Raw genomic sequence first — 16298 nt, 5'->3', positions numbered from 1 at the left:
TTTCATTTTTTATGTTTAGTATCATTTGTTATAGCATGTTTTTTACCGCAAAGTCCTTTCAAAATCATGCTATATATCATCGTGCATTATTTTTTAGAACGTGTGCTGTATCCACGCTTAGCAAGCTCTAGTTTTGCAATCATGCCTTTATGTACTTCATCAGGCCCATCTGCTAAACGTAAAGAACGTGCTTGTGCAAAGAAACCTGTGAGTGGCGTATCTTGTGAAAGACCTGCGCCACCGTGAATTTGCATTGCCATATCCACCACTTTTTCTAAAACACTTGGCGCAACAACTTTAATGGCTGAGATCTCAGTCAGTGCAGCCATATTGCCCAAAGTATCCATTTTATAAGCAGCATAAAGGGTTAAAAGACGCGCTTGATCTATGGCAACTCGAGCTTCTGCAACACGTTCTAAATTACCACCAAGTTTTAAAATTTCTTTACCAAAAGCGGTACGACTCATGCCTCGATCAATCATCAATTCAAGTGATTTTTCCGCAGCGCCAATACAACGCATACAATGATGAATACGCCCTGGCCCTAAACGCCCTTGTGCTATTTCAAAGCCTTGTCCTGCACCGCCAATAAAGTTTTCTATAGGCACACGCACATTATTAAAACTGACTTCGCCGTGTCCATGAGGTGCATCATAATCACCAAAAACAGGCAGCATACGCTCTATTTTTACGCCCGTAGTTTCAATAGGAACTAAAACCATTGAATGTTGATGATGACGGTCTTTTGTTGCATCTGGTGTATGTGCCATAAAAATAATGATTTTTGCATTTGGATCTCCCAAACCTGAAGACCACCATTTACGACCATTGAGTACAATTTCATCACCATCAATAACGGCAGTCGCTTCCATATTTGTTGCATCACTTGAAGCAACAGCAGGTTCAGTCATACAAAAAACTGAACGAATTTTTCCATCTAATAAAGGCATTAACCATTGTTGTTTTTGTGCTTCGGAGCCATAACGCCAAAGTACTTCCATATTGCCACTGTCTGGTGCATTACAGTTAAAGACGATGGGTGCAATTAAGCTTCGACCTGAAAGTTCTGCAATATGTGCATATTCTTGAACAGATAAACCCTGACCCAATTCAGGACACGGTAAAAACATATTCCAAAGATTGGCTTGTTTGGCTTTTTCTTTCAGTATTTCTAATTGCTGTGGCCATTGCCATTTTGTCCAATCGGCACCAACATTTAGTGTATGAACCTCTTTCCAAAAGTCACTTTCAATGGGTTCAATTTCATCTTTTATAAATTTTTTTGTTCTTTCAAGATAATCTTGTGCACGAGCGGAAAGTTCAAACATCACAATATCCTTAAAAATATTTATATATATCCTTTACACACATTAACTCGAAACTTACTATGAATAAAATGATTTAACTAAATATATTGCTATGAATAATTTGCATAATAAAAGCGTCATTGATTTATCACTATTTCATAAAATAGATATCAATTTATATCCTTTATTTATTGCGATCTATGAACATAAAAACATCTCAAAAGTGGCTCAAATGTTGTGTATTAGTCAATCTGCCGCGAGTCATGCTCTACAAAGATTAAGACAACAATTAAATGATGATTTATTTGTACGTGCAAGTGGTCAAATGCTCCCGACGCCTTTTGCAGAACAAATTTATTCATCCATTAAAAAAGCGCTTTCGACCATTCAAAATATTTCAGTTCAGAAAAAAGTATTTGAACCGAATATGGTTCAAAGTTTAAAAATTGCGATACATGATGAAATTGAGCCGATGATTTTTCCCAAGCTCGTTCAACACTTTCAGCAACATAATTTAGACATTCAATTTTTAAGTAGTAAGTTAGATAGAAAGACTGTTTTAGCTGACCTTGCCTCTCAGCAAATTGATTTTGTCATCGATTTAGAACGTCATTTTGATGAAAAAATTCAGTTTACAGCGTTAATGTCAGATCATTTTGTTGCGTGTTCACAATTGAGTTTTATAGATCAAAATGTCTATTTGAACTCCCCTCATATTGGTGTTTCTTCACGACGCACAGGAATGTTGGTTGAAGATATTTATTTGTCTAAAAAGCAACATTCAAGACAAGTTTTTTTGCGCTGTCAGCATTATTCAACTGCCTTACAAATTTTGGAACAATATCCAAATGCAATTTTAACTATTCCTAAAAATGTACTGATGCACTTACAAGCTGCTGAAAATCTCAACTTTTTTGATGTTCCTGTAGACATGCCAGAATTGAATATTGGGATGTATTGGCATAAAGATTTAACTGAAAATAGTCGGCATATTTTTTTGAGGAAGGAAATCAATCAAATTTTTGCTTAGGCTATTTTAAGTCGACTTCTATACGCACAAAAAAAATCGAGTCTTAGACTCGATTTTTTAATTTAAAAGTTAAAACGTTCAAAGAATATTTAAAATTGCTTTCACCGGATCTTCACTATTTCCAGCCAATAACTTTTTATGCATCGTCAGATTTTGCATGACTTGTATTTGAGATTTTTCAACATCCATCAATTTTTCAATTTCAATTGCCAGTTTTTCAGGCGTGGCATCTTGCTGAATTAATTCCTTAATAATCCTCTTCCCTGCAATAATATTAGGTAAAGAATAATAAGGAATTTTTGCCAATAATTTAATAATAATATAGCTTAACCAATTCAGCTTATAAAATGTCACCATTGGTCTGTGTAATAACATTGCCTCTAACGTTGCAGTTCCTGAAGCTAAAGCAATGATGTCAGATGCATTCATCACCTGACGACCAATTTTAGATTCTGTATCCGTATTCTCCATCAATTTAACATTGGCTTTAAAATCATTAGGATATTTATTTAATAATGCTTCAATTTGCTGTTTACGTGCGTCATTAATTGCAGGAACAAGAAATATATATTCAGGATATTTTTTATAAATAATTTGTGCTGCGTCTAAAACTAAAGGTCCTAAGCGCTCAACTTCACCACGACGACTTCCTGGTAATAATGCAATATGCTTTTGTGCAATATCTAAATCTAATTCTTGTTTTGCAGAATTTAGTGGGTTTTCCAAAGGTAACTGGCTTGCAAGTGGATGACCAACAAACGCTGCAGGTACTTTAAACTTTTGATAAAAGGCTTTTTCAAAAGGAAATAAACATAAAACTAAATCAATATTGGCTTTAATGCCATGAACACGCCCCTGACGCCACGCCCAGACAGATGGACTCACATATTGCACTGTTTTAATGGGTAAATTCTTTTGCTTAAGGCTTTTAGATAAACGTAAATTAAAATCTGGTGCATCAATACCAATAAATACATCTACAGGATTTTTAGTCCATTTTTCAACTAAACCATCACGCACAGCAAATAATTTTTTAATATCTTTAAGTACTTCAACAATCCCCATTACAGACAGAATATCCATTGGGTAAGCGCTTTTAAAGCCTTCTGCAATCATTTGAGGACCACCAATACCTTCAAATTCGGCATCTATTCCTTGCTCACGAAAACTACGTATTAGTTTAGCCCCAAGCGTATCACCTGAGACTTCCCCAACCACAATTCCAATTTTAAGCTTTCGATTTTGCAAATCCAGTTCCTTATTTTATCTATGCAGATTGAATTGAATTTTAACATAGTCCTTAAAATTTAAACGAAATACAAATATTAGATTTAACCTATGCATAAAAAACACGCTCTTGTATGTCACACGAATCACATAAAAACATTGATATAGGAAAATAAAATTGCAAGTAGTAAGTTTAATTTACGTTAATAATAAACCTTCTATTCAAAAGATAATAATTATCATTTAAGATGATGCTGTTTAACATTACATGTATATAAGCGATGAAAACCCAATTAAAGCCTCTCATTTTGATGATGGCATGCATATCATCTACTACACTCATAGCTCACACAAATGCCTATGCAGATGATGAATTACCAAGTAAAACTAAACAAGATAATGATTCTGTTACCCTCCCAACAATTGTGGTTGGCGCAGCACAAAAAACAGGTGATAGTCTTCTTGATCAACCATTATCAGCAAATATTATTACTGAACAAAAAATTAAAGATGATGGTACAAAAAAACTAGATGCTGCTTTACGTTATGAGGCCGGTGTTTTATCGCAACCCTATGGTCTAGATAATAAATCTCAATGGTTTAAAATCCGCGGTTTTGATGCTAGTCAAACATTAGATGGTACAGCATTAGCGCCCAATGGCTTTTTTTTATGGGAGCCTGAAATTTATGGCTTAGAACGCTTAGAAGTTGTTAAAGGTTCTAATTCATTTAACTACGGTGCTACTGGTTCAGGGGGAAATGTTAACCTTGTATCAAAACGCCCAACGAAAACACCTCAAGGTGAGTTTAATCTAAGTGCTGGTAATTTAGATCAACGTGAAGCTAGTGCAGACTATAGTGGTTTACTCAATGAAGATGGCTCATTACGCTATCGTGTAGTCGGTTTATACCGTCAGGCAGACAGCCTTATGGATGGTGCTTATATGAAGCACTATTATTTTGCACCTAGTTTTGCATGGGATATTTCAGATAAAACTAATCTTACTGTTTTAACCAGTTATTTAAAGAAAGATGGTGTGCCTACCTCAGGCTTTCTCCCTATTTGGGGTACTTTAATTAATACGCCACACGGTACAATTAATCCTAAAGACAATTTAGGTGAACCAGATACAGATCGCTTAAAGCTAGAGCAAGTTTCTGCCGGTTATGAATTTTCACATGAGTTTGATAACGGATTAAGTTTTGCACAAAATTTCCGTTTTGGTCATATGAATAACTATTTAACTAGTACTTTCGTTTATGGCTCTGATAATGATCGCATCGGTAAGCGTGGTTATAGTCTTACAGATGGTACATCTGATACATATAGTATCGATAATCGACTCATTAAAGAATTTAACGCAGGAATTTTTACCAGTAAAATTATGGCGGGTATTGATTACCAAAAAAATAAAACAGATGGTGTAAATAATGGATTTGGGAGTGCTCCCGATATTGATCTATTTAACCCAGTTCATACACCTAATTTTGCTAGAACTGGTGATATTTATACCCAAGATACAAAACAACTCGGTTTCTATTTATCTAACCAAATGAATTGGAATGATTTAGTTGAAGTCAATGTCGGTGTACGCCACGATAAAGCTGAAGGTGAATCACAGCAAGGTGCTACACACGATAGTTATAAGGTAAATCACACTTCTTATAACACTGGTGTTATATACCATGCGCCATATGGTATTTCTCCATATATTAGCTATTCAACATCTTTCAGACCATTAACTGGGCAAGACGCTAATGGTCGTGGCTATAAACCATATGAAGGTGAACAATATGAAATTGGTTTAAAATACAAACCTACGTGGATTGATGGCGATATCACACTTGCTTACTTCGATTTAAAAGAAAAAAATGCACTTGTTGCTGATAGCTCGAACATTTCTGCTCAGGTTGGTAAGCGTACAAACAAAGGTGTAGAGTTACAAGCTAACTTAAATGTGACAGATAACCTATCTACACAATTTGCTTATACCCACAACAACTCTAAACAAGATTTATCAACTACAAGTACCATTCGCACTCCTGCTATCCCTAATGATCAATTCTCTGCAAAACTTCAATATTTATTCTTAGGGAATCATCCACTTGATGGATTACGTATTGGTGCAGGCGTACGTTATGTTGGTAGTACTGATGATCAACAATATTATGCGGGATATAAAGTAGATTCCTATACATTAGTCGATGCAATGGCAAGCTATCCTTTAAATGAACAGCTTAATATCCAACTCAATGCAACGAACTTAACCAATAAACAATATGTAAGTTCTTGTTCATTCTATTGTTACTATGGCACATCTCGTTCTGTAGATATGCGTGTAACGTATAAGTGGTAACTAAACTTTCTAAAATATACGGTCTGTAATTGCAGACTGTATATTTTTATTTCAATACTTCGCACCAATCACTATTCAAATGTTATAGAAGGTAAAATGATCAGTACAGACTCTAAGCATTGGCACGCTTTGACCATTTTTTATCGATTTTTCTTAGCATTTATCGTTGGTTGCCTATGTGCTAACTATTTTGCTTTTAATCTTACCTTGCTATTTCAATTCATCATGGGAAATGCTGAAGCAATTTATCTTGCCGCATTTATTACGATCTTCTTTTTTATTATTTTTGTTATTTATAGTTTTATTATTCAATCTCTAATGAAACTCACAATCTTCAGTCTCATTTTATTTAGCTTGCTATTTATTTTAAGCAAAACTTTAGGATAAATAATGAAAAGCTCTGCTCGTCAATCTATGGCATGGTTACATTCTTGGATCGGTCTTCTTTTGGGTTGGTTTTTATTTACTATTTTTTTAACTGGTTCTTTAACCTATTACCGCCATGAAATTAATTTATGGAGTCAGCCACAACTTGCCAATATGCAAGTCAAGCAAGAAGTAGCTGTTAATAGTGCATTAAATTATTTAGAAAAAAATGCATCAAATGCTAAAAGCTGGTACTTGCAAATTGCAAATGAAAATAACCCTGTAAATAAAATATTTTGGCAAACACAAGATGGACAATTTAATAGCAAAGTTTTAGATCCAAATACAGCAAAAGAATTAGAAGTCTCAAACAACCAAGCAGGTGAATTTTTATATTTATTTCACTTTCAGCTCTATGGCATGCCTATTTTACTTGCTCGCACAATCGTATCATTTGCTGCATTTATTATGCTCATCAGTTTAATTTCAGGGATTATCACACATAAAAAAATATTCACAGACTTCTTTACCCTTCGTGCTTTTAAAGGACAACGCTCTTATTTAGATGTACATAATGTTAGTTCTGTAATCGCTTTACCTTTTTTTCTGACCATTACATTTACAGGCTTAGCTATCTTGTTTTACCTATATTTCCCCTTAGGAATACAAAAGACTTATCCAGAAAATAATTTCCAATTTTTTGAAGAAATACGTAATGTAAAAACAATTGAAAACCCCAGTTTTCAAACAGAAAAAATGTTAAGTTCTATACAAATGCAAAATCTTGTACGGAAAAATATGGGCGATGTTTCTCTCAATATTATTACTATCAAAAATCCAAATACATCCGAAGCCATAGCAACATTCAGTGCATTAGAAGATCACACCATTACGCAGAATGTCGCACAAACTACATTCAATGCTGTCACAGGTGAAATTCGACCAAGCATTAAAAATCAAAGCGCTGTAGCTAAACTAAGTGCTGGTGTTTACGGCATTCATATGATGACCTTTGCACAACCCTTTTTACGAATCGCACTATTCATATCTGGGATTTTAGGCTGTGTGATGATTGCTTCAGGACTTTTGCTATGGAGCTTAAAAAGACAAATTCAGAAACACACTCAAGCATTTCATTTTGGGCATTATTTGGTTAATCGACTAAACATTACAGCTCTCATTGGCTTAGGAATTTCAATATTAAGTTTCCTTTTGACATATCGACTAAATTCAATATTTAAGCCTATATGCACAGAAACATTCGTATTCTTTAGCGCGTGGCTCGTATCATTTATTCTTTCATTATTTATTGCCAAACAGTATTTATGGAAAATATTTTTAAAAATATTCATTGTATTAGGTTTTACATTAATCATTGTAGATGCAATATACATATCAGAATTTTTAGTAAAAACAGCCCATTTCAGCTATTGGAAAATTGTTCGAATAGATATTTCTATTTTAATGTTTATCCTTTTTGCCATTTTTCTTTATAAGCGAATTGAGCCCATAAAATTCAAATCTCATGAAAAAATAAAAGCCAAAATTGCAAAAGATAAAGCGAATAATGGATATACAAAATGAAGATTTTTCTCCTCGTAATGAGTTTGTTTTTTATTCTTTTATCTACTTATGGCTTTTATTACTCAAGCGAAAAACAGTGTAAAAAAATATTAAATAGCCCATTAAAATATTTCTCTAAAAATACAAAAAGAACTAAAATTATATCAAGCTTATTTTTTATTTTAGCATTGATACTTTTAACATATGTATATGGTTTATCAATAGCTTTTTTAAGTATTTGGATTTTCACAACACCTATTTTAGCCATCTTTATTTTATTTAAAAACGATTTAAAACCTAAAATCAAAAATTAGGATATTGATCATCAATAAGATTCTTTAGCAATTTTTTGCATAAGCAAATCGTTAATCAAGACAACAGCTTATCTTTTAAAGTCATAAGATATGCACGTTTTTTCATAATTGGCGATTTTTCATGGCTGGCCCAATCGAGTTTATTTTAGCAGGTGTTTTAGTTGGTTTCTGTGTAGGAATAACGGGGGTTGGTGGTGGTTCGCTAATGACACCAATTTTGATTAGTCTTTATAAAATTGAACCGCATATTGCTATTGGTACAGACTTACTTTATGCCGCAATTTCTAAATTTTGCGGTTCTTTGGTTCATGCTAGAAAAATGAATATCGTATGGCCAATCGTTATTTGGTTAGCTGTTGGTAGTATTCCTGCATCATTTGCTACACATTGGGTCTTAGATAATTATCTAAGCCAATCTTCAAACTATAAATCAGTTTTAACAACTGTTTTAGGTTTCATGCTAACGCTTACAGGCATTTCAATTATATTCCGTGGTCATATTGAGCGATTTTTCAATAAATTGCGTAAGCAACATCAAACAGAATTAACCGATGATATTGAAATCATTAAACAACAAGCAAAATCAAAACGTCCTTATATTATTTTTATGGGTATCGTTTTAGGTGTCTTTGTCACGCTTTCTTCTGTAGGTGCTGGTGCTTTCGGCATTATGGCACTTATTTTAATGTTCCCGAATTTACCCATGATTCGTATTATTGGCTCAGACGTTGTACATGCAGTTTTACTGACCTTAGTTGCAGGTTTAGGTCATATGAGCTCGGGTAATGTAGATTTCACATTATTAGGATGGTTGCTTTGCGGTTCTATTCCAGCAATTGTTGTGGGTACTTTAATTAGTTCACGCATGCCTGAAAAACTGATTCGTAAAATATTAGGAATTACATTATTTGCACTGGGTATAAACTTCATGTTGAATCCTGTAAAAGCAAAACCTGTTGAAAAACCAACATCTGCAATGGTTTTAAATATTGAAAAAAATCAGCTCGGTTAAATTAAATACCCGATTCATCACTTTTTTTTCAAACTAGTATTCGTCTTTTTTATAACAAAGATGCATGGCATTCATGTTATATTCGGGCTATTAAGCAACCTTTTGTATAATCAAACCAGTGACGGCAATGAATACTCTACAGTCAAATCAAATTACACAGCCAGATATCGACGACGTGAATATTGAAAGTTTTCAACCACTCGTAACTCCAGCACAATTAAAAACAGAACTACCTTTGACTGAAACTGCTTATCAAACAGTACTTCATGGTCGTGAAATCATTCGTAATATTTTAGATGGTAATGACAAACGATTATTTGTTGTTATTGGCCCGTGTTCTATTCATGACCCTGTTGCGGCTCATGAATATGCAGATCACTTAAAAGTCTTAAGTGAAAAAGTTAAAGATACTTTATACATTGTTATGCGTGTTTATTTTGAAAAGCCACGTACAACAGTTGGTTGGAAAGGTTTAATTAACGATCCAGACATGAATGATTCTTTCAATATTGAAAAAGGCTTACGTATTGGTCGTAAACTTTTAGTTGAATTGAATGAAAAAGGTCTGCCTTGTGCAACTGAAGCACTTGACCCGAACTCACCGCAATATTACCAAGATTTAATTTCATGGTCTGCAATTGGCGCACGTACCACAGAAAGCCAAACTCACCGTGAAATGTCTTCAGGTCTATCATCTCCTGTTGGCTTTAAAAATGGTACAGATGGTGGTTTAACTGTTGCAACCAACGCAATGCAATCTGTTAAACACAGTCATAGCTTCCTTGGTTTGAACGAAAATGGACAAGTTTCCGTAATTCGTACAAGCGGCAATCCTTACGCACACGTTGTATTACGTGGTGGTAATGGTAAACCAAACTACGATGCAGGCTCTGTTGCAGACACTGAAGCAGCTTTAGCTAAAGCAAAAGTAAGTGGCAAAATTATGATTGATACAAGCCATGCAAACTCAAATAAAGACCCGTACTTACAATCTCTTGTGCTTCGAAACTTAACAGAACAGATTGTAGAAGGTAATAAGTCTATTGTTGGTGTTATGGTTGAAAGTCATTTAAAAGGTGGTCGTCAAGACATCCCTGCTAATCTATGTGACCTCGAATACGGCAAGTCTGTAACAGATGGCTGTATCGACTGGGAAACAACTGAAAAAGTGCTTCTAGAAATGGATGCAGCTTTAAAAGATGTATTACCTCATCGTTAATAGAAAGAAAATTCAAAAACGCCATCGATAAGATGGCGTTTTGCTTTATAGTAAGGTTCATATTGGTTTAAAAAGAAAGACGATATGAATGACATTGAAAATAAATTATCTGAAATATCTAATTTTCAGTTTATTCATGAACACTTATTTAGTTCTGGGCAACCATCAGAAGAACAGTTCAAAGCGATTAAAGAATATGGCATTACATCAGTCATTAATTTAGCTTTGGTGGATGCAGATCCACATTTAGAAAATGAAGATCGTATTTGTTTAGAATTAGGTTTAAATTATTTTCATGTGCCTATTCTTTGGGATACACCTTCAGATGATCAGTGCTTACTTATTCTAGACTTGATTGATCATCTTGTACAAAAACAAATGGTTTGGATTCACTGCGCTCAGAATCATCGCGTTGCTAGCCTTATGTACTTATATCGTCAATATTATATGAATATTGATATGCCAACTGCACAAGAACAGTTTCATCAAGTTTGGGAACCAAATGAAACGTGGACTGGCTTAATTCATGCTGTTGCCTTACAACTTCAAGGTCGTAAAGCAACACAAGATTTACAACAATCGTTAATTAGCCCCGATCATTTTGCGTGAGCAATAAGAACTGTTGCCGTAGATAGAATCCCTTCTTGACGACCTGTAAAACCTAGTTGTTCTGTGGTTGTGGCTTTAATACTAATTTGAGTCACATCTACATTTAAAACATTAGCGATACTTTGACGCATTTCTAAATTATGTTTTGCAAGTTTTGGGCGTTCACAAGCGACTGTAATATCTGCATTGTTTAAGCGATAACCACGATCTAGAATAAGCTGATATACATGTTTTAAAAGTACTTTACTGTCAGCACCTTTAAAATTGGGGTCTGTATCTGGAAAATGCTGTCCAATATCACCTAAAGCCAATGCACCCAATAAGGCATCGCATAAAGCATGTAACACAACATCACCATCTGAGTGTGCTTTTAGACCATGCGTATGTGGAATTTGAATGCCCGCAAGCGTAACAAAATCACCTTCCTCAAATGCGTGAACGTCAAGACCTTGTCCAATTCGAATTTGTGCAATCACATTCAGCTCCTTCATAAATAAATCATCGAAATCTTGTATTCATGCTTTCTATTTCGCTATAGTAAGCAAACAACGTAGTGAAAGTATAAGCGATCATGCTGTTGAAAACAGACATTAATCTTTTTAAATATTTAGGCTCAATATTCTTTTTGAGTTGCATGGCTTCGCCTTCAGCATTTGCCCAAGGCCTGAATTGTTCTAGTCAAAATAATTCTGCTCTAAAATTAGCATGTTCAGCTCAATATATAACTGAACGTAATGCAATTGAAGAAAAGACATTAACAGCAACTTTAATAACAGATGCCCCACTACGTTTAATTGAAGATACAGAGAAACTTTGGGTAAACCATTTAAAACAGTGCAAAAGTTTTAATTGTTATAAACAACAATTTGATAATCGCCTTGAGCAACTTAATTTTTATACATCAATGAATCAAAGTTTAACTCAGCATTATTTAAAATATGAAAATGGTGAAATAGCATTTCAACCTATTTATATTCAAATTCATCAACTCACTAAAAATAATATAAAAGTTGAAGGCATTGCATATCGTAATCCAAATAATAAGTTAGAAAAGCAAATTATTCCTTTTTTAGCCTACTCAACAACTGAGCAAAAAAATAATATTACAGACAATGAAAATGACTGTAAGTATCAATTTAATTACAGTAAAGCTTATTTATTGGTAAAAACTGAGCAAAAAAATTGCGAAAGATTTGTCGGAATTTATAGACTTTATGATTAATACTGATGTAGTAAAAAGCAGGTTCATTAATCTGCTTTTTTAGATTAATCACTTTCTTCATTAAAAAAGAAAATACAAAATAATAGGTAAACTAAGCGCAGCAAATACCGTTTGAATACTAATTATACTTGCCATTAAACGGCTATCACCACCTAAAACCTTGGTTAAAATATAAGAAGAAGATGCTGTTGGTAATGCAAAAAACAATACTAATATTTGTGTTTCTAATTTTGGGATATTAAATAGGTAACATAAAACAAATGCTAAACTTGGCATAATAAACATACGTGCCAATGTATTCGATGTTATTGGTAATATATCTCGCCCTAAACCTTTAAATTGTAGAGCGGCACCAACACACATTAGACCCAAAGGCAAACTACATAAGGCTAACTGCTTCAAAAAATTTTCAAAACCTACCCAAAGTGTTAATCCTGAAATATTAAATAAACCACCAACTATACAGCCCATAATTAATGGATTTTTTAATAAAGAAATAAACACCTTTAAGGGTTTCATCTGATCTGCACTTGTAAAAGCCAAAACAGATAAAATATTCACGATAGGAATGCAAAATACTAAAATAATTGCAAAAATTGTCATTCCTTTTTGCTGAAATAATGATGCAACAACAGCTAAACCAATATAAGTATTAAAACGAAGAATACTTTGAACATAAACACCAAAACGTCCAGATGATGTTTTGTTTATACTTTTTAATAAATAAAGTACGCTCATCGCTACTGCAAATGCAATACCAATGACTAACATGATTTGATGAATTGCATTCGCATTAATATCGGCAGATGCTAAATTCAGAAATAACATTGTGGGAAAAAATAGATAATAATTTACTTTTTCTGCACCTTTCCAAAATACATCATCAACAAATAGTTTTTGCTTAAGTACATACCCCATTACAATAAGTGCAATAAGCGGAAATAAAGATACAAAAATCAATAAAGACATGAATACAAATACTTTTTTATTTAGTGAAAATAGAAGTGTACATAAAAAATCATGTTTCTCAATCTGCAATTCTAAGTATTTTAAAATTGATTGAAAATAAATGAAGTATTCAAATTATTCGTTATTAAAAAAAGCATTAGCCTTTGATTAACCTAATATAAAGCTTTAGATTGGACTTGCTGTAAAAAATAAAGCCCGTGTTACACCAGCAACACAGGCATTTATTGATATTGCTTTACAAGTATTAAAAGACCCATAAAGCATTTAATATTTACACAGGATGTTTCGCGTGGATAATCTGACTAATCATTGCAGCGGTTACCGCAGACAAAGTCCAACCTAAATGACCATGACCTGTATTATAGAAGACGCGCTCACGCTTACCTTCACGAACAACAGGCATCATATTTGGCATCATTGGACGTAAACCTGACCAAGGAACTGCATGTTCCGTGCACACATCAAAGTTACGATTTACCCAATCGACCAAAGGCTGAATTCGGTCTGCGCGAATATCACGGTTATAACCATTATATTCCGCAGTTCCTGCAATACGGAAACGATCTTCGCCTAAACGTGAAGTAACAATTTTTGCACTTTCATCGAGTAAGCTAACCCAAGGTGCATTTTCAACACTTTTGGCATCGTTTAAATTTACCGTAATTGAATAACCTTTTACTGGATAAATATTGACACGATCACCCAACATATCTGCAAGCTGGTAACTTCCAACACCACCACAAACCAATATCGCATCTGCTTTCAAAGATGTAGATTCAAGATCTTCATCTTTCATGTTTTCATCACTTTTACTGTAAATGACTTCAACATGATCTGAATGATGTTTTACATCTGTCACATTGGTGCCGAATAAGTATTTAACACCTTTATTTTCAGTAACTTTCGCCAATCCTGTACTGAATTTATGAATATCGCCTGTCGCATCACCTGGGCAATAAAAACCACCGTAGTAGTCGCCTGTTAATGTTGGCTCAATTTCTTTAATTTCTTGATTTGTTACACCGTGTCGCTCAAGACCGCTTTTACACAGCATGTCATTCACTTTAATCGCAACATCATAATCATATTTATTATGATAAAAATGCAGAATCCCACGCTTTTCTAAATTGAAATCGATATTTTCTTCATCTGCAATTTCAAACAAGCGTTTACGCGCCAATAAAGCCAAACGCACTGTTTCATGTGTATTCGCTTCATAATGAGGAATATTCCCCATAAACTCAAATAACCAACTGTATTTATGTAGACTGAAAGATGGATTGAGTAAAAGTGGTGCCGACTTTTGCGACATCCATTTAATCCCTTTCAGAATTGTAGATTTCTGATTCCAAACTTCAGCATTACATGCTGATAGCTGACCACCATTTGCAAAAGATGTTTCCATTGCGGGATATAAATGTCGATCTAGAACTGTCACTTGATAACCAAGTAATGAAAGTTCATATGCAGATGTAACACCTGTAATACCAGCACCAATTACAATAATATGTGGCATAAGCACTCCTTTGGACGCTCTGTTCCTTGTGTATGCCCCATCTGTCATTTGTACCTGAGAGCTTCGATCTATCATTAAAAATGAATCAACCATCCCCTTCGGTGAGTGCCTTTATATGCACTTCTCTCCAGATTTTTTGATTATTACAGTCCTTTTGCCTGAGAGTTTCCTGGGGTGTTGCTCCTTCGGCGAGCACTTCTATGTGCTTCTCTCCTGCAATAATCTATTGTCTTAATACGAGCAATTCTTATACCAATTTAAAGTTTAAATTCTTTTAATTTCTAAGATGTCTAATTTACGCTCGGAATAAGCTTATAGATTAAACAATGTAAATACAATAGAGCTGCATTGAACTATTGTTACAACTTAAGTCGTATATTTTTATGCTTTTAACCGATCCATCTGACATAAAAAAAGCCCTTTTTCAGGGCTTTGATCATCTTATTAATTTTATTTATGAGTATGAATTGACATGACTATACCCATACTTGCAAGCAAGCTAATAACAGCCGTTCCACCATAACTCAACAATGGCAATGGATCACCGGTAACAGGTAAAATACCACTGACCATTCCAGAATTTAAAAATACAAAGAAAAAGAATGTCAGACCAATTGCACCTGCCATCAATCTGCCAAAATTATCGTAACTATTCATGCTGATATATAAGCAGCGAAAAATAATTGCGGCATATAAACTAAATAATAAAAATACACCAATAAAGCCAAATTCTTCTGAATAGGTCGATAAAATAAAGTCTGTATGATGTTCAGGCAAATAACCCAAATGAGATTGTGTTCCCTCTAAGAACCCTTTCCCCATTAAGCCACCAGAGCCAATTGCAATTTTTGACTGAATGATATTCCAACCTGCACCAAGTGCATCTGCTTCAGGATCGAAAAGCGTTAATATGCGCTTTTTTTGATATTCCTGTAAAACAAACATCCAAATGACAGGCATTGTTATAGCAAATGCTGTAAGCGCCCCACCAATCAAACGCCAAGACATTCCACTTAAAAAAAGAACGAAAATACCTGGAATAATCAGACCAATATTTAAATCGGGTTGTAAAAGAACCAGAATAAACGGAATCATCATTAAAACAAGCGCAATGATGATATGTACTAATTTCGGTGGGAAAGCACGTTTTGCAAAATACCAAGCCATCATCAGTGGCATTGCAAACTTCATGACCTCACTGGGTTGCATACTCCCAATGCCCGGCAAGGTAATCCAACGTTTTGCACCTAATCTTGTTTCACCAATCACGAAAACCAAGAGCAGCATAAATATGCCGAATATATAAAGATATGGGCTGACTGCTTGATAAACTTTAGGTGGAACTTGGGCGCATAAAAACATTATGACAAAGCCACTACCAAAGCTAATTGACTGCCTTAGCAACATACCCGAGTCTTCGGCAGTTGCACTGTACACAACCATTAAACCAAGAACTGCATTTAAAATTAAAAAGCACAACAACCATGGGTCTAAATGTAATTTAGTCCATTTTGATGATTTATCATTAATGCTTCTACCATCACGTAGTGCGTGACGTAAAAAACGATACTGCTGTGATGGTATCAT

The 16298-nt window shown here is 34.3% G+C and carries 13 protein-coding genes and 1 riboswitch; of the genes, 7 read left to right on the top strand and 6 right to left on the bottom strand.

What is annotated here, in order from left to right:
* Positions 1-86 precede the first annotated feature (86 nt).
* On the bottom strand, positions 87-1328 hold the full coding sequence (locus GTK57_RS12640; protein WP_152873149.1) for an acyl-CoA dehydrogenase family protein: 1242 nt from the start codon (positions 1326-1328) through the stop codon (positions 87-89).
* Between the two features lie 91 nt (positions 1329-1419).
* Between GTK57_RS12640 and GTK57_RS12635 the strand changes: the two genes are divergently transcribed.
* Positions 1420-2337 (top strand): LysR family transcriptional regulator, encoded by a 918-nt coding sequence (locus GTK57_RS12635; RefSeq protein WP_152873147.1) that lies wholly within the window; start codon positions 1420-1422, stop codon positions 2335-2337.
* A gap of 78 nt (positions 2338-2415) precedes the next feature.
* Here GTK57_RS12635 and lpxB read toward each other — a convergent pair whose 3' ends face one another.
* Positions 2416-3585 carry a lipid-A-disaccharide synthase gene (gene lpxB, locus GTK57_RS12630; RefSeq protein WP_152873145.1) on the bottom strand — a complete coding sequence of 390 codons (1170 nt, stop codon included), beginning with the start codon at positions 3583-3585 and terminating at the stop codon, positions 2416-2418.
* A gap of 260 nt (positions 3586-3845) precedes the next feature.
* Here lpxB and GTK57_RS12625 point away from each other — a divergent pair, with 260 nt between their 5' ends.
* The 5 genes from GTK57_RS12625 (at position 3846) to GTK57_RS12600 (ending at position 11004) form a co-directional block, all read left to right on the top strand.
* Positions 3846-5921, top strand: a complete 2076-nt coding sequence (locus GTK57_RS12625) for a TonB-dependent siderophore receptor (protein ID WP_152873144.1) — start codon at positions 3846-3848, stop codon at positions 5919-5921.
* A 390-nt stretch (positions 5922-6311) separates the two neighbouring features.
* A complete protein-coding gene (locus tag GTK57_RS12620) occupies positions 6312-7871 on the top strand; it encodes a PepSY-associated TM helix domain-containing protein (protein WP_152873140.1) in 1560 nt (519 codons plus the stop codon).
* Between the two features lie 414 nt (positions 7872-8285).
* Positions 8286-9176, top strand: coding sequence for a sulfite exporter TauE/SafE family protein (locus tag GTK57_RS12610; RefSeq protein ID WP_152873138.1), 891 nt, complete (start codon positions 8286-8288; stop codon positions 9174-9176).
* Positions 9177-9303: 127 nt separating this feature from the next.
* Positions 9304-10395, top strand: a complete 1092-nt coding sequence (locus GTK57_RS12605; protein WP_194240566.1) for a 3-deoxy-7-phosphoheptulonate synthase — start codon at positions 9304-9306, stop codon at positions 10393-10395.
* Between the two features lie 84 nt (positions 10396-10479).
* The gene (locus GTK57_RS12600; protein WP_152873134.1) at positions 10480-11004 is read left to right on the top strand and encodes a protein tyrosine phosphatase family protein; all 525 of its coding nucleotides are present in this window, start codon (positions 10480-10482) and stop codon (positions 11002-11004) included.
* On the opposite strand, the gene ispF is transcribed toward GTK57_RS12600, so the two are convergent.
* A complete protein-coding gene (ispF, locus tag GTK57_RS12595; RefSeq protein WP_163123878.1) occupies positions 10992-11480 on the bottom strand; it encodes a 2-C-methyl-D-erythritol 2,4-cyclodiphosphate synthase in 489 nt (162 codons plus the stop codon). The two genes, GTK57_RS12600 and ispF, sit on opposite strands and share 13 nt — an antisense overlap.
* A 95-nt stretch (positions 11481-11575) precedes the next feature.
* Between ispF and GTK57_RS12590 the strand changes: the two genes are divergently transcribed.
* Positions 11576-12226, top strand: a complete 651-nt coding sequence (locus GTK57_RS12590) for an A1S_1983 family putative colistin resistance protein (RefSeq protein WP_152873131.1) — start codon at positions 11576-11578, stop codon at positions 12224-12226.
* 60 nt (positions 12227-12286) lie between these two features.
* Here the strand turns inward: GTK57_RS12590 and GTK57_RS12585 are convergent, their stop codons facing one another.
* The 3 genes from GTK57_RS12585 to rodA form a co-directional block, all read right to left on the bottom strand.
* Positions 12287-13195 carry an AEC family transporter gene (locus GTK57_RS12585; protein ID WP_152873129.1) on the bottom strand — a complete coding sequence of 303 codons (909 nt, stop codon included), beginning with the start codon at positions 13193-13195 and terminating at the stop codon, positions 12287-12289.
* A 271-nt stretch (positions 13196-13466) separates the two neighbouring features.
* Positions 13467-14711 (bottom strand): D-amino acid dehydrogenase, encoded by a 1245-nt coding sequence (locus tag GTK57_RS12580; protein WP_152873127.1) that lies wholly within the window; start codon positions 14709-14711, stop codon positions 13467-13469.
* Between the two features lie 136 nt (positions 14712-14847).
* A riboswitch (glycine riboswitch) is annotated at positions 14848-14937 on the bottom strand.
* A 224-nt stretch (positions 14938-15161) separates the two neighbouring features.
* Complete coding sequence (gene rodA, locus GTK57_RS12575; RefSeq protein WP_152873125.1) at positions 15162-16298, bottom strand: rod shape-determining protein RodA; 1137 nt, start codon at positions 16296-16298, stop codon at positions 15162-15164.

The sequence above is a fragment of the Acinetobacter portensis genome, assembly GCF_010646905.1.
GTDB lineage: Bacteria > Pseudomonadota > Gammaproteobacteria > Pseudomonadales > Moraxellaceae > Acinetobacter > Acinetobacter portensis.
The sequence above is the reverse complement of the archived record's forward strand: the minus strand, read 5'-3'. Positions and strand labels throughout refer to the sequence as shown.

Excerpts from the sequence above, each read along its gene's own strand:
- GTK57_RS12640 (WP_152873149.1), bottom strand. The coding sequence starts at position 1,328 with ATGTTTGAACTTTCCGCTCGTGCACAAGATTATCTTGAAAGAACAAAA.
- GTK57_RS12635 (WP_152873147.1), top strand. The coding sequence starts at position 1,420 with ATGAATAATTTGCATAATAAAAGCGTCATTGATTTATCACTATTTCAT.
- GTK57_RS12625 (WP_152873144.1), top strand. The coding sequence starts at position 3,846 with ATGAAAACCCAATTAAAGCCTCTCATTTTGATGATGGCATGCATATCA.
- GTK57_RS12620 (WP_152873140.1), top strand. The coding sequence starts at position 6,312 with ATGAAAAGCTCTGCTCGTCAATCTATGGCATGGTTACATTCTTGGATC.
- GTK57_RS12610 (WP_152873138.1), top strand. The coding sequence starts at position 8,286 with ATGGCTGGCCCAATCGAGTTTATTTTAGCAGGTGTTTTAGTTGGTTTC.
- GTK57_RS12605 (WP_194240566.1), top strand. The coding sequence starts at position 9,304 with ATGAATACTCTACAGTCAAATCAAATTACACAGCCAGATATCGACGAC.
- GTK57_RS12600 (WP_152873134.1), top strand. The coding sequence starts at position 10,480 with ATGAATGACATTGAAAATAAATTATCTGAAATATCTAATTTTCAGTTT.
- GTK57_RS12590 (WP_152873131.1), top strand. The coding sequence starts at position 11,576 with ATGCTGTTGAAAACAGACATTAATCTTTTTAAATATTTAGGCTCAATA.
- GTK57_RS12585 (WP_152873129.1), bottom strand. The coding sequence starts at position 13,195 with ATGTCTTTATTGATTTTTGTATCTTTATTTCCGCTTATTGCACTTATT.
- GTK57_RS12580 (WP_152873127.1), bottom strand. The coding sequence starts at position 14,711 with ATGCCACATATTATTGTAATTGGTGCTGGTATTACAGGTGTTACATCT.
- rodA (WP_152873125.1), bottom strand. The coding sequence starts at position 16,298 with ATGATACCATCACAGCAGTATCGTTTTTTACGTCACGCACTACGTGAT.